The sequence below is a fragment of the Thermanaeromonas toyohensis ToBE genome (assembly GCF_900176005.1).
In the GTDB taxonomy this organism is placed as follows: domain Bacteria; phylum Bacillota; class DSM-521; order Neomoorellales; family Neomoorellaceae; genus Thermanaeromonas; species Thermanaeromonas toyohensis.
This window is the reverse complement of the sequence record NZ_LT838272.1, coordinates 2,739,276-2,753,042: the sequence shown is the minus strand read 5'-3', so window position 1 is coordinate 2,753,042 and position 13,767 is coordinate 2,739,276. Positions and strand designations below refer to the sequence as shown.

Annotated in this window: 13 protein-coding genes; all 13 read left to right on the top strand. The window is 47.7% G+C overall.

The genetic code is table 11. The annotated features are described in order from the left end of the window. Positions 1-79 precede the first annotated feature (79 nt). The 13 genes from B9A14_RS14095 to B9A14_RS14025 all read left to right on the top strand — a co-directional run bounded on the left by B9A14_RS14095 (position 80) and on the right by B9A14_RS14025 (position 13,719). Positions 80-298 carry a hypothetical protein gene (locus tag B9A14_RS14095; protein WP_157109973.1) on the top strand — a complete coding sequence of 73 codons (219 nt, stop codon included), beginning with the start codon at positions 80-82 and terminating at the stop codon, positions 296-298. 31 nt (positions 299-329) lie between these two features. Beyond that, positions 330-1,349: a 3-oxoacyl-ACP synthase gene (locus B9A14_RS14090; protein ID WP_084666485.1), complete on the top strand. Its 1,020-nt coding sequence runs from the start codon at positions 330-332 to the stop codon at positions 1,347-1,349. Positions 1,350-1,392: 43 nt separating this feature from the next. Beyond that, complete coding sequence (locus tag B9A14_RS14085; RefSeq protein ID WP_084667168.1) at positions 1,393-2,688, top strand: acetyl-CoA hydrolase/transferase family protein; 1,296 nt, start codon at positions 1,393-1,395, stop codon at positions 2,686-2,688. A gap of 18 nt (positions 2,689-2,706) precedes the next feature. Beyond that, entirely contained in the window at positions 2,707-3,462 is a 756-nt protein-coding gene (locus B9A14_RS14080; RefSeq protein ID WP_084666484.1) for an ABC transporter ATP-binding protein, read from the top strand. After that, entirely contained in the window at positions 3,459-4,157 is a 699-nt protein-coding gene (locus B9A14_RS14075) for an ABC transporter ATP-binding protein (protein ID WP_084666483.1), read from the top strand. The genes B9A14_RS14080 and B9A14_RS14075 overlap by 4 nt, the downstream gene beginning before the upstream one ends. Positions 4,158-4,221: 64 nt before the next feature. Next, positions 4,222-5,085 (top strand): branched-chain amino acid ABC transporter permease, encoded by an 864-nt coding sequence (locus B9A14_RS14070; protein ID WP_084666482.1) that lies wholly within the window; start codon positions 4,222-4,224, stop codon positions 5,083-5,085. After that, positions 5,085-6,107 (top strand): branched-chain amino acid ABC transporter permease, encoded by a 1,023-nt coding sequence (locus tag B9A14_RS14065; RefSeq protein ID WP_197686522.1) that lies wholly within the window; start codon positions 5,085-5,087, stop codon positions 6,105-6,107. The genes B9A14_RS14070 and B9A14_RS14065 overlap by 1 nt, the downstream gene beginning before the upstream one ends. A gap of 93 nt (positions 6,108-6,200) precedes the next feature. Beyond that, positions 6,201-7,019, top strand: a complete 819-nt coding sequence (locus B9A14_RS14060) for a methyl-accepting chemotaxis protein (protein ID WP_084666481.1) — start codon at positions 6,201-6,203, stop codon at positions 7,017-7,019. 17 nt (positions 7,020-7,036) lie between these two features. Then, positions 7,037-7,606: a LytTR family DNA-binding domain-containing protein gene (locus tag B9A14_RS14055; protein WP_084666480.1), complete on the top strand. Its 570-nt coding sequence runs from the start codon at positions 7,037-7,039 to the stop codon at positions 7,604-7,606. Between the two features lie 513 nt (positions 7,607-8,119). Further along, positions 8,120-9,964: an extracellular catalytic domain type 1 short-chain-length polyhydroxyalkanoate depolymerase gene (locus B9A14_RS14050; protein WP_084666479.1), complete on the top strand. Its 1,845-nt coding sequence runs from the start codon at positions 8,120-8,122 to the stop codon at positions 9,962-9,964. Positions 9,965-11,059: 1,095 nt separating this feature from the next. Further along, positions 11,060-12,460 (top strand): esterase/lipase family protein, encoded by a 1,401-nt coding sequence (locus B9A14_RS14040; protein WP_084666477.1) that lies wholly within the window; start codon positions 11,060-11,062, stop codon positions 12,458-12,460. Positions 12,461-12,513: 53 nt separating this feature from the next. Next, entirely contained in the window at positions 12,514-12,807 is a 294-nt protein-coding gene (locus tag B9A14_RS14035; RefSeq protein ID WP_157109972.1) for an HD domain-containing protein, read from the top strand. Between the two features lie 339 nt (positions 12,808-13,146). Then, a complete protein-coding gene (locus tag B9A14_RS14025; protein WP_084666475.1) occupies positions 13,147-13,719 on the top strand; it encodes a hypothetical protein in 573 nt (190 codons plus the stop codon). Positions 13,720-13,767: the final 48 nt, after the last annotated feature.

The window sequence follows — 13,767 nt, the reverse complement described above, 5'->3', positions numbered from 1 at the left end:
TAACTAGTAAGCAACTTGAGCCTGCTATCATGGTAACAAAGGATAGCAGGTTTTCTTTTTGGGGAAAGGGGCAAAGCGGTTGCAGGAAAAAGTAATGGCTTCCTTTGTAGTCCGGATTATGTATGAAGCGGGCAACGAGCAAATACCGTGGAGGATCATTATACATCATGTGCAAAGCGGGACCGTATATCATTTAACAGGTATTGACAAAATACCTTCCCTTTTCCAACAAATCGTGGAAAAGGAAAAAGCCTTGGCCCACAACAAAGTTATCCCCTTGGATACGAGGAAAATATAAAAATTGCCTTTTGTGAAGGGAGTAGGGCTAAATGAAAAAGACAGTAGGCATCCGCAGTACGGGGGTATATATACCCTCCACCTTTATGACCAGTGCCGATATAGCCAGGGAGAGCGGGATACCCCAGGAGATAGTAGAAGAAAAACTGGGCTTTAAACGGAAACCTATCCCTGGTCCAGACGATCATACCATAGAAATGGGTATCAAAGCCGCTCGTCTGGCCTTGGAAAAAGGGGAGATAAAGCCAGAAGAAATTGATCTGGTTATCTACATTGGCGAAGAATATAAGGAGCATTTACTCCAGACGGGTGCCATTAAACTCCAGGGAGGCGTTGGAGCAACGCGCGCTTGGGGATTCGATGTGCAGCTCAGGTGTGGCACCATGGTCATGGCTCTCAAGATAGCCAAGGACCTTATGCTGGCCAATGAGAATATAAACACCGTATTGCTGGCCGGCGGCTACCGCAACGGAGATTTGATAAATTACAAGAATCCCCGCGTGCGCTTTATGTACAATCTGGGAGCGGGTGGCGCTGCAGTTGTGCTACAGAAAGGTCTAAGGCGAAACACGGTGCTAGGAAGCCGTATTATAACCGATCCCTCCCTGGCCGATGCCGTGGGAGTCACGGCGGGAGGCACTAAAGTCCCTTTGACACCGGAAACAGTAGCGCAGGGGCTTTATAGTCTAGATGTATTCGATCCTGAAGGTATGAAGAATCGTTTAGAAGAAGTTTCTATGCCCAATTTCTTAAGGGTTATAAGGGAAGCCCTGGAGGAAAGCGGTTATAGCACAGCGGATATCGGATATCTCTGCCTTTTACACATGAAGCGCTCTGCACATGAGTATATACTTTCCCAGCTAAATTTAAGACCTGAACAGTCTATATATCTGGAAGATTATGGACATATAGGACAAATGGATCAAATATTATCCCTGGAACTGGCCCTGGAAAGGGGGCTGGTTAAAGATGGGGACATAGTGGTCATGGTGAGCGCAGGCGTCGGGTACGCCTGGGCAGCTACCGTGGTCAAGTGGGGTCCTGAGGAATAAAACTCAAAGGAACTGTGCCGAGGAGGAGAAAGGGACCATGGGTGTGAATTATAAAGAACAATACCGCCGCAAACTCATAAGCATAGATGAAGCTGTCGGTATGGTAACTTCCAATTGCAGCATTGCCGCAGCTATGGCTGCTTCAGCTCCGCCAGGCCTTTTAGGGGCCCTGGGGAAACGCCGTGATGAAGTAGAAAACGTCCGGGTTTTCAGTGCCTTGCTCCTCAGAGAATTTGATTTCTTCCTGGACCCCAGCATGAAGGGACATTTCATCCTGGAAAGTTGGTTTTATGGGGCTAACGAGCGCAAAGGACATGAGCTAGGCACCGTTTCTTTGATCCCTTCCCACGGCCGAGACTGGGGGCCGCGTAAGGCTCGTTTTGACCCGCCGGATTTCTTCTGGGGGACCGCCTGCCCTATGGACCGGCACGGCTACTTCTCCCTGTCTTTGGGAGTAGGATACGAAAAAGACCTTATGGCTGTAGCTAAAACAGTAATATTAGAGATAAACCCCAACCTGCCCCGTACCTACGGCGACACCCAGGTACACATCAGCCAGGTGGATTACGTAGTAGAATACGAAGCCCCTCTGGTGGAGATACAGCCTATCGAACCGAGCGAAGAAGAGCGGGCCATAGGGAGCTATATAGCGGATCTAATTGAAGACGGGTCTACTATTCAACTGGGCATTGGGGGCATACCCAATGCTATCGCCAAGTTCCTAATGAACAAGAAAGATTTAGGGGTTCATACCGAGATGTTTACCGATGGCATGGTAGACCTTGTCGAGGCTGGTGTTATCACCGGACGGTGTAAAACCCTCTGGCCCGGCAAAATGGTAGGGAATTTTGCCCTGGGCACGCGTAAGTTATATGACTTTATCAACGAAAACCTAGCTGTAGAATTCCAGCCTGGAAGGGTCACCAACGATCCCTGTATTATCGCCAGAAATTATAAGATGGTGAGCGTCAACACGGCCCTGCAAGTTGACCTTACAGGGCAGGTGGTCTCTGAGAGCTTGGGCCATTTCCAGTACAGCGGCACAGGAGGTCAGACAGATACCGCTATAGGAGCCCAGATGTCTCCCGGCGGCAAGTCTATTATAGCTTTGAGATCCACCGCCAAGGGTGGGACTATATCTACTATCGTCCCTTGCCTGCCAGAAGGTGCCAAAGTGACCCTACTACGGGCGGATGTGGACTATGTGGTAACCGAATACGGCGTCGCTCACCTTAAAGCAAGAAGCATTAGAGAGAGAGTTAAACAGCTTATAAATATTGCCCACCCGGATTTCCGGGCAGAATTACGGGATGCAGCTAAGCGTCTTAAACTATGGTAAGGAGGTGAACTTGGAACTATGGACGGTATTCTACGTACAGAGGATTTGACCAGGGCGTTCGGAGGGCATTTTGCGGTAAACGGTGTAAACATAATTATCAGACCTTACACTTTTACCTCTATTATAGGTCCTAATGGGGCAGGCAAGACTACTCTATTTAATCTCATCAGCGGTCAGCTAAAACCCACACGCGGTAAAATATTTTACAAAGGAGAAGATATAACAGGTCTTAGCGTCCATGAAAGGGCCCGGTTGGGCCTGGGCAGGTGCTTCCAGATAACCAATGTATTTCCCAGGCTTACGGTCTTGGAAAACGTGAGGCTGGCAGTGCAGGCCAAAGAGCGTGTAGGATTCCGCCCTTTCACTCCGGCCGCCCGGTTCCGGGACTTGACGGACAAGGCAATGGAGGTTTTGAACCTAGTAGGCCTGGACGGGAAAGCAGAGGCCCTTGCCGCTACTTTAACCCATGGAGAAAAGCGTAAATTGGAGATCGCCATTGTTCTTGCTATGGAGCCAGAGGTATTGCTGTTGGATGAACCTACTGCGGGGATCTCCCTGGAGGAAGTCCCGGCCATGATCGATCTGTTGCAGAAAATAAAGGAGAAAAGGGATCGCACAGTTCTGTTGGTGGAACACAAGATGAACATGGTACTATCCCTGTCTGATGAGATAGTGGTACTTTTTAACGGCAACGTTTTGGCCAGCGGCAGCCCTGAGGATATTGTGAAGGACGAAAGGGTACAGGAAGCCTATCTAGGAGGGGGAATGGCGTGATACTGAGGGTCGAGGATTTGGAGACCTATATAGGAGAATTCCACATTCTCCAGGGAGTATCCCTGGAAGTGCCGGAAGGGAAGGTCACGGTCGTCCTGGGCCGGAATGGGGCGGGGAAGACGACTACCTTGCGGTCCATTATGGGGTTACTAAAGCCCAGAAAGGGCAGGATCGAATTCAAGGGTGAGCGTATTGACGGCCTGCCCGCCCACATGGTGGCCCGAAAGGGAATAGGATATGTTCCAGAGGATCAGGCCATTTTTAGCGGCTTAACAGTAGAAGAAAACCTCAAAATAGCTATGAAAGGGAATCGTTCGGGGGAACTGCTGGATAAAGTATTATCTATTTTTCCTGATTTAAAAGTGGCGTGGCAGAAGAAAGCGGGTAGCCTGAGCGGTGGGCAGAGGCAGATGCTGGCATTGGGACGCGCTCTTGTTGGCGAAAATAGCTTGTTGCTAATTGACGAACCGAGTAAGGGACTGGCGCCGGTAGTGGTGGAGAAAGTAGCGGAAGCCATAAAAGAGATAAAGCGACAGACTACTGTGGTTCTGGTGGAGCAGAACTTCAACCTGGCCCAGTATGTAGGGGATCGCTTTTACATCATCGATGATGGACGGACGGTGGCCCAGGGTGAGATGGAGGACTTGGTTAATAACGTGAACCTTCAGCAGAAATACCTGGGAATTAGCTTGTAAGTAACATTGAAAAGGATGTTGAACCGGCGAAAGGCGTTGTCAAAACCTTGGTGGGGGGGTTTAAATGGAAACCTTTATTAATCTGACTACCAACGGCATTGCTACCGGTATGGCTATTTTCTTATTCGCCGTGGGTCTATCTATTATCTTTGGGTTGATGGATATCCTGAATTTCGCCCATGGAGCTTTCTTTCTGTGGGGCGCTTACATGGGAGCCTGGATTTTCAGCCAGACTCAAAGCTTTGGCCTCGCTTTACTTGGCGCGGTACTATGCGGGGTGATTCTGGGTACAGTTTTAGAAAGGCTGACCATAAGCAGGGTGTACGGCAGCCATGTATCCCAAATGCTTCTTACAATGGGCTTAATGCTGGTTCTTACCGAGCTCGTTAGGGTGCTCTGGGGGCCTAATATTCTTACCAGTCCCGGGCCCAAGTGGCTGGAGGGCAGCTGGGACTTCGGGGGGATTATACTGGTAAAATACCGGTTATTTACCATTGCGGTGGGCATTTTGATAGCCCTTCTAGTGTATTTTCTGCTGCAGCGGACACGGTTGGGTATCATTGTTCGCGCCGGGGTAGAAAACCGTGAGATGGTCCAGGCTTTGGGTATCGATATACGAAAAATTTTTACTCTTATATTTGCTCTGGGTGCTGGCCTGGCTGCCTTGGGAGGGGCTATGATGGGCCCTCTGAATGGAGCCATTAGTCCTACCATGGGGATGGACAACCAGCTTTTGGCTTTTATTGTAGTAGTAATCGGGGGGCTGGGAAGTTTTATTGGATCGCTGGCAGGGGCTCTCCTGGTGGGGCTAATGGGTGCCCTGGTTTCGTGGTTTGCCCCGGAAGCAGCCTTGACGGTCAACGTCCTCCTTATGGCAGTGGTCTTACTAGTTAGACCCAGAGGATTATTTGGGGGAGGCCGGATCTAGTGAAAGAGAAGTTTAAATGGATTCTGGTGGCTATATTAATAGGCTTTATGGCAGTTGTACCCTTGCTTACCGAGTCACGAGCTACCCTTAATCTACTGACACAAATTTTTATCATAGCTGTTTTTGCCATGAGTTATGATATCTTGTTGGGGTACACAGGTATCATAAGCTTCGGTCATGCTCTCTTTTTCGGGAGCGGCGCCTATATAATTGGGTTGTTGCTCAAAAATATTGGTCCAAGCATCCCAGCGCTTCTAACCGGGCTGGTGGCAGTTTTTCTTTTTGGCTTGCTTATTTCCCTTCTCATAGGTACTCTCTCGCTGCGGGTGCGGGATACCTACTTTGCCATGATCACCCTGGCCTTCGGCGAGTTATTTTTCATCGCCGCCTTACGGTTGCGTAGCGTGACCGGAGGAGAAGACGGTTTCAGTTTCCGGGTACCTGAAATACTCCAAGATAGAGTTGTTTACTATTATGTCGCCCTGGTTTTCCTCATTCTGGCTACCTGGGTGCTACGCAACTTTGTATCCTCCCCTACCGGTAAAGTATTGCAGGCTATACGCGAAAACGAGCGACGGGCAGAAGCTATTGGTTATGATGTTTTCCGCTACAAACTTTTTTCTACGGCTGTGGGGGGTGTAACTGCCAGCCTGGCTGGGGCTTTGTATGCATTGCAAATGCGTTTCGTGAGCGCTTCTGTTCTGTCCGTGGAAAAAACCTTGGATGCGCTTTTGATGACCATTGTCGGCGGCAGCGGCACCCTTTATGGGGCTATAGTGGGCTCGGCCCTGATCAATTGGGTGCACGAGTGGTTCAGTGGTCTCGCTAGGGTTTATCCTATCTTCGAGCGTTGGCTGCTTCTCTTTGGCATTGTTTATATACTGATAGTACTTTTCTTCCCGGGTGGCCTGGCGCGGAGTTTTACCCATATTTTAGAGAGAAAAAAGAATGCTTCCAGGCCGGAAATAAAGAGTACTATTGGGGTATCGTGCGGAAAAGAAAAAAAGGAATTGAGCGTATAATGCCTGATACTTAAAGCAGCTGGAGGAATGCCCCCACGAGAACAGGTATGGTGGGGGCTCTGTTGTACAAAAGAGGGAGGTGAGGTCTGAGGGATGAGGGTGTTGGAAGCCTTTGTAGAGGTCGCCCCCTATTTGCCGGGCTTGTTTGCCGGGGACTGCGCCATATCCGTTTGCGATACCGAAAAGGTATTGATATATGTACCTGGGAAGAGAATAAAGCACAATGTAAAGCCGGGCGATCCCCTTTTACCTGCCTCTGCAGTTGGGCGTGCCATTACAGAAGGCAAGCGTATGGTTGCCCGTGTGGGGCCGGAGGTGCTTGGGATTCCCTATGTGGCCCGGGCTGTACCCATTATAGAAGAGGGCCGCGTGGTGGGGGGTATCAGTGTGTCGGAAGGGGTGGAAAAGGAAGACCACCTATTTGGAGTGGCTAGGGCCCTCAGTGAAACCATGCAGAACGCCATGGCTATGGGAGAGGAGCTAGCTGCAGCAGCCGAAGAAATAAATAGACTTATAGACAATATCAACCACCTGGCTTCGCAGGTAGAAAAAGAAGCTTTACGAGCCACCGAGGTAGTCAACTTCATTGAAAAGATAGCCTATCAGACCAAAATCCTCGGGCTCAACGCTACCATTGAAGCTGCTCATATAGGGCAACGCGGCGCGGGGTTTGATGTAGTAGCCAGGGAAGTACGCCGGCTGGCAGATCAAGTGGCCGATTATGCTAAGATAGCAGCGGAGGTTTACAACAACATCGTTTTGGCCTTGGAAAAGCTGAAGGAAGATATAAAGCAAATTCTAGAACGCACCGGCGACCAGACGGCGGGTACCGAATCCTTGGCTGCTTGTTTGGAAGAAGTGGTCAACACGTGTGATGGTCTGGTCCAACTGGCCTTAGAACTTCGCGGATAAGTTGGGCGGTGTAAAAAGTGGTAGAACGCCTCAGAACTTCTCTTATTCTAGAAATAAAGCCCAACAGCAAAAATACGGAGGAACCTTGGGATATAGTGGTCCAGGAGATGCCCAGTGGGAAAGTATACCGGCTGACATTAAGAGAGTTAGGAGAAGTAAGCATCCTATTGCAGAGGCTCATAAGCTCTGCTTGGCCTCAAAGATTAGAGGAAGTGAAGGCGCGTTCTGGTACCGGTGAGGTACATAAGGCTTCTCAGGTGTATGTCCTGGAGGGTAAGGATATCAGACTTTTGAACGTACAGGACATTATCTTTGTAGAGACGTGTAAAGGCAGGTATACCCTTTTTCATACCATTCAAGGAGTGTATTTTTGCCGTAAAAAACTTAAGGAAGTAGAAAAAGAACTTTCTAGATGTGGCTTTTTTTTGCGCACCCACCGGGCGTATTTAATCAATATGAGCAAGATCGAACGGATAATTCCCTATGGAAATAACATCTATGAAGTAAGGTTTAATAATTATAACGTATCCGCCTGGATCAGCCGGAAGGGGATGAGATTGGTGAAGAAGTGGTTGAGTAATAAGTGACCCTAAGATCCTCAGTCTTTTATGCACTAGAGATATCCTTTCATGTCAAAAGATACTTGAGAGAGAAGAAAAAAGGAGTAAAGTATAAATTAGGGTAAACCTAAATACACCTCCTAAAGGCTTTCGGAACTCAAGGGAACCAGCGGTATATAGCAGGAAGCGAATGGCAATCAAACCTACGCAATATGGTGATTAAGTAACTAGCGGCTACCGGCTTCTGGGGTGCAGATAAAGACTAAATGAGGTAATGAGGGAGAAGGGTCAAACGGAAATGATATGCTTTTATGGTACTAAGGTACTAACAATATTTTCACAAGACAGAATTAATGTCAAGCTGTAATGGGGGAAAAGCAGAATAAAAGAAAACATTATCTGGGGCTCGTTGAGAATTTGTACGAATGTATAATTTTCTTAAAAAGGAGTGAAATAAACCATGTTAAGACGAGTAAATTAATGTCTGAAAACCCGTAATACCCAGTCTTAGAAAATCTGGAAAATTGGAGGTTAAACGAGATGTTTCGTTTGAAGGCTCGGGTTCCTCGGGTGCTGAGTTGTGTAGTTGCGTTGCTTATTGTGTTTACTACTTTCATGGGCTTAGAGGTCATAGGGCCGTCTAATTTAAAACCGGCATACGCGGGTACGTTTGTTACCAAGACTTACACTGATGGGAGAATATATAAAGTCTACATTCCTACAGGATACCAAAGTGGGATCCCTGTACCATTAGTTGTAATGCTACACGGTTGTACTCAAGATCCCGATCAGTTCGCCGCAGGGACGCAAATGAACTCGATAGCGGAGCAAAACAACTTCATAGTTGTCTACCCCGATCAACCTTCCTCCTCCCATCCAAATAAGTGTTGGCACTGGTTCGATCCATTCCACCAATCGCGCGGTAGCGGCGAACCATCCGTTATCGCTGGAATAGTAAATCAGGTCAAAAGCGAGTATACCATAGATGATAACCGCATTTATATCGCAGGTTTATCAGCTGGAGCGGCAATGGCTGTAATAATGGGTGCAACATACCCAGACGTCTTTGCAGCAATCGGGGTTCATTCGGGTCTCGAGTACAAGGCAGCCACCAGCGAGATTAACGCCTGGAATGCTATGTTCCAAGGTGGACCGGACCCTAACCAGCAGGGAACCGTCGCTTATAATGCGATGGGTTCGTATAAGCGAGTAGTTCCAACCATTGTCTTCCACGGCACCTCGGATTATACAGTCTATCCCATTAATGGTCATCAGGTCCTTTCTCAGTGGGCCCAGACGAACGACTTGGCTTCGGATGGAATTGACAATAATAACATCGATGATGTAGCAGACGCTACTATTAGTGGTTCTGTACCTAACGGTCGTTCCTATACAAGATATGTTTACAAGGATAACTACGGGGCAGTTATTATGGAGAAGTATATGGTGGACGGCATGGGCCATGCATGGTCAGGTGGTAGTACATCTGGCTCTTACACGGACCCCAAAGGACCAAACGCGAGCCAAATCATGTGGGAGTTCTTCCGCGACCATCCGAAAAACGGAGGAAGTTCTACTCCGCCCAGCGGCAACGATACCACTCCCCCCGTAACGACCGCAAGTCCCCCAGGTGGGACCTATGTCGGTCCAGTAACTGTATCACTTTCTACTAATGAACCAGCTACCACCTATTATACAACAGACGGTACTACGCCAACTACAAGTTCGCCTAAATATACTGGACCCATAACCATTTCAAATACGACTACTCTGAAGTTCTTCAGTGTGGATACAGCTGGGAATCAGGAGGCCGTAAAATCAGAGACTTACATTATCGACCCCAATAGTGGATCTTCGTTTTCTTCAATTTCCTCTGAAGATGGATATGTAGGCGCGCTGCTGGCAGATGGGATGAGCACTTCGGTTCATAAAGTGGGCGATAAAGGCATGTATAACACCGATACCTACCGGGTGATACTCTCGTTCGATACCAGCAGCTTGCCGGATAATGTAACGATCACAGGTGCTAAGCTACGAATTTATCGCAAATCTCTAAGTGGTACCGTCAATAGTATCAGTGTAGATATAGTACGCGGTTATTTTGGCAGCAGCAGTGCCCTCGAACAGAGCGATTATAATGCTCCGGTTTCCGCCAACGCTGCGAATGGCGCTCTAGCCGTGGCTACAGTTGCTCCACCCGGTGCCGACAATGCCTACGTCGATATTGCAATTCCTGCCAATGCACTTGAATTTATAAATAAAACAGGGCGTACTCAGTTCAGATTACGAGCTTCGACACCGGCGGACTTTGTTTCGGACGTTCTCGAGATATATGGAGGCGAAAGTAGCACGTATGCTCCTAAACTTGTGGTCAATTATCAGTAAGGGTAACTTCTCTTCTGCGGAACGTTACTGTTAGCAGGAGGTGCCGGGGCCACTGCCCCGGCACTTAAACCCTGCATTTGAGGCGGCTAGAAAAGGAGAACATATTGATGTTTCTTGGGTTGGCTTACACGTGCCTTGCCATAGCTTCTATTAGCTTATGGGCAATCGGTTTCAACCCCCCCTGTCCACTTGGTACATGTTATGGTTACTATGAGTTTTTAACGCGACCGTTAACCTTATGGGGAACAAGCTACTATTTACTCAGTGCATACCTCTGTTATACTGGGATGGCCCAATCTCACAGAAGGCTTACCCTGGTAATTATCGGAGGAGGGGTTTTGGTTCACAGCGGCTTATTAACATCTTTTTGGGCCTACACAAAGAACCTCTGTTACTTGTGTGCTATTTTTTTAATCTTAGAAACAACCCTCTTCCTGGCAATTGTGCTTGTCTCTCCTAAACGGGGTCGTGTACGCCTATTGCCCGGTACTATGGCAGCACTATTCCTTGGCTCTGTTTTCCTACTGGTACTAAACCCGGCTCCTCCCTTTCGGTTATATGATTCTGACTTAACAATACCACTTGAATTCTTATCCGGTACTGAATTAAAAGTGTCTACAGCGGATGGCTTACTAGTAACACTAGATCTAAGAAATAAACCGGCACTGATTTGGTCCTTATGGTGCCCTCATTGCCGAAAGGAATTGGAGCGAGTTGCCCGTTATCCTCCGGCCATGCGTCCTTATCTGGTTCTTGCCCTGAGGATGAACACAAAAGAACTGGATGCTGCACGTGCTTTGCTTACCCAACTGGGGCTATCTAATGAAAGAATTTATGTAGTGGCAGCATCTAAGGTTGGAGTGACGCCTCTTATGCTGTTCTGGGACTCGAAAACGAATACCGTCCGTATCAAGTGAGAGGAAAAACTTTAACGTAAGAATGCCGGGCCACCAGAGGAGGCGGGCAGGTAATACAGTCCCACAGCGGAAGCGTAGAAGAGAGGGGTGATAGAATCCCGGAAAGCTAGAGGTGGGCGGCTTTGAGGGTTGGAGGTCTAACAGGCTCAATTTCATTTGAAGAGGGAGGTATCCAATTATGACAGGCCCTAAGAAGCGTCGGATAGCCCTGGTGCTGGCGTTTGCCATGCTTCTCCAATTGGTAGGGGGTATTATTCTTCCCTTACCCGAAGCCAAGGCGGCGTCTCCCCAGTTGATCGCCACTATTAGCGATCCTTATCCCTGGGAGCGGGTGGAGTTATGGGGCGACACCACCAGCCAGATGGTAAACGGGCAGGAGAAGATGATCAAGATCAGCCTACCCAAGAACGACAGAGTGCGATCGTGGTTTCCTTCGGACATCTATATACACGATGGTTACAGTTCTACTTATAACGATTACAATTTTGGCAGCTACGGCCATCTTAAGAGCAATCGTTACTTTTTGCTGGGGTACGGGCCCAACTGGCAGAATGCCACCAAGCCTTATCCGGTGCTCCTAGTCCATGGTGCCAATGACAACATGAACCGCGCCTGGGCGCATCCTTGGGACGAACAGACCCCAAGCAGTATCAGTAACCCCGGATTAATGCAGTACTTGGCTGAGCGTGGTTATGCGGTCTTCGCTATTTCTTTTCCCCACACCCATGGAAATAACCTCGTCCAGGGCGAACTCCTGGCCGATGCTATCGAGGTGATAAAGCAAAGGACGGGAAAGAGCAAAGTTGATGTGGTAGCCCACAGTAAGGGGAATATGGCGGCCATTGCCTATATGAGTTCTTTGAACAATGAATGGTCGGATACTTCATGGATGACCGATTACCGAGGCGATGTACGGAAATACATTGCCGTAGCAGCTCCCTTCAAGGGCTTGGATACCATGTTCAGGTATTATACCGCCAATCTAAATGTTATTGACAACACCCTGAATTGCCCGGTAGCTTTCTGGGAGGCCTACATCTATTATGCGTACCGTTATTATACGCGATGGGATATGACCCATACTTACAGCGGAAACTATTTCGAAGGACAAACTCAACTACTGCACAACTGGGTAGACGATCCTGAATACCCCGTTGGCTTTAATTCTGAGAGCTGGACACTAGGTGACGGTAACGATACTATGTATAAGCTTTACTATGGCGGCCAGAGTCTTTACGTTACTTCAGAGGGAATTAATCAGGCTATTAATAATCCTTATGGCAACATGGGTACCAGCAACTTTGTAGCAAAGCTAAATAGTAAAGGATTAGACCCAGGTATAAGCCTCTATGTATTGTATGGCTATAATCAAACCTTGGATTACTGGCTCTGGTATCCTATAGGGGAGAAGGCGGCTCCCAGTGATGGACTGCTCTTCGTAGCCAGCGCTACGTACACTGATGGGGTGACGAGGCGGGGGGCGCCGCTGAAGGCTAAGACTGGGATGGACTACAACCACTTGGATATTGCTCGCGTAACGGCCGCCAAGCAATGGATCGAGCAGAAGCTTGCTGAATAGGACGTAACCCTCTCAAATGTTTTAACAAAAAAAGATCGTGCGGCGGGCAAGAAGTGAAAAATACTGCTATTCTTGCCCGCTGGCTTATCTCAAGAAGAAAAGAAATACTGGTGGTTGAGGTAATGAGTTACCTGCAAAATGTTAGAAGCTATTGCCCGGTCCTATTCAATCACTCTGTGGCAGTAGCCAATTTTTCTTTAAAACTGTCCCATTTGAACGGAGTTAACGATCATATAAGGCAAAACATTGTTAAAGCCGCACTGCTCCACGATATTGGGAAAATAACTCTAGATAAAGCAATTATACATAAAAAGGTTCTCTTTCGGACGAGGAGTGGCAGCAGATAAAACTGCATCCCCAACGTGGTGCAAACCATGTGGTGGTCTCCCAAAGCAGAGATGAGGGGGTAGCTAAGTCTAATTTATCATCATCATGAACGCTGGGATGGTCAAGGATATTATGGCAAAAGATGTCCCGATTACCACTGGGTGCCCAGATAATTTCTATAGCCGATGCTAAGGGGGGAAGAGGCGTGGCTTGAATACCTAGCAAGAGTTTATGGGGAACAGCATCCTTTATTAGTAGCCCAAAGGTTGTGGCTCTACCGTCTGTGGGTCACCCTCAGAGCTGCTATATGAGTACACAGGTATTCGAGATAGAAAATTTACCGGCGGAGGTTGTCACATTTGCTGAGGAGAGCATTTCTCGCAGGGGTCTTTAGTATATTACTTCTTTTAATGTTAATGGCTTCTGGTGGATGGCATCATTACAACCAGCAAGACGGAGGCAAGGAGTTAGAAATCTACCTTAAAGAATTAAATAAAATATATGCCGAACTACCTTCTTTACAAGCGATGTCGGAGGAAGCTATAAAGAAAGGAATAGCAGGAAAAAGAGAGGAGGAATTAAATATTTTGTATGACTTGGCCCGGCATTCGGAAAGATTTTTGGGCAAATTCAGGGAGTTGAACCCGCAAAAAAGACAGCTAAAGGAGATTCATGAGAAACTTCTTAAGGTAAATGATTTGACTCATGAAGGTTTACTCATGAGGGTCGAGATACTAAAAAAAATAGTAGAACAGGGCAAAACAGAACAAGAACTCCAACCAGAGATAGATGCTTTTTGGGCCAAACAACGAGAAGCTGCCCGCGCATTTGATGAATTTGAAGCAGCATTAAAGGAATATGCTTCCAAGTTTGACCTCGAGCCATCAAATTACCTTACTAACCTTTACTACATTAAGGGACAAAAACAGTAGGACAAAAAATGCGACAAACCTGCTCCAAGGCAAGATTTAACAGACAGA

Excerpts from the sequence above, each read along its gene's own strand:
- B9A14_RS14080 (WP_084666484.1), top strand. The coding sequence starts at position 2,707 with ATGGACGGTATTCTACGTACAGAGGATTTGACCAGGGCGTTCGGAGGG.
- B9A14_RS14070 (WP_084666482.1), top strand. The coding sequence starts at position 4,222 with ATGGAAACCTTTATTAATCTGACTACCAACGGCATTGCTACCGGTATG.
- B9A14_RS14040 (WP_084666477.1), top strand. The coding sequence starts at position 11,060 with ATGACAGGCCCTAAGAAGCGTCGGATAGCCCTGGTGCTGGCGTTTGCC.
- B9A14_RS14050 (WP_084666479.1), top strand. The coding sequence starts at position 8,120 with ATGTTTCGTTTGAAGGCTCGGGTTCCTCGGGTGCTGAGTTGTGTAGTT.
- B9A14_RS14090 (WP_084666485.1), top strand. The coding sequence starts at position 330 with ATGAAAAAGACAGTAGGCATCCGCAGTACGGGGGTATATATACCCTCC.
- B9A14_RS14060 (WP_084666481.1), top strand. The coding sequence starts at position 6,201 with ATGAGGGTGTTGGAAGCCTTTGTAGAGGTCGCCCCCTATTTGCCGGGC.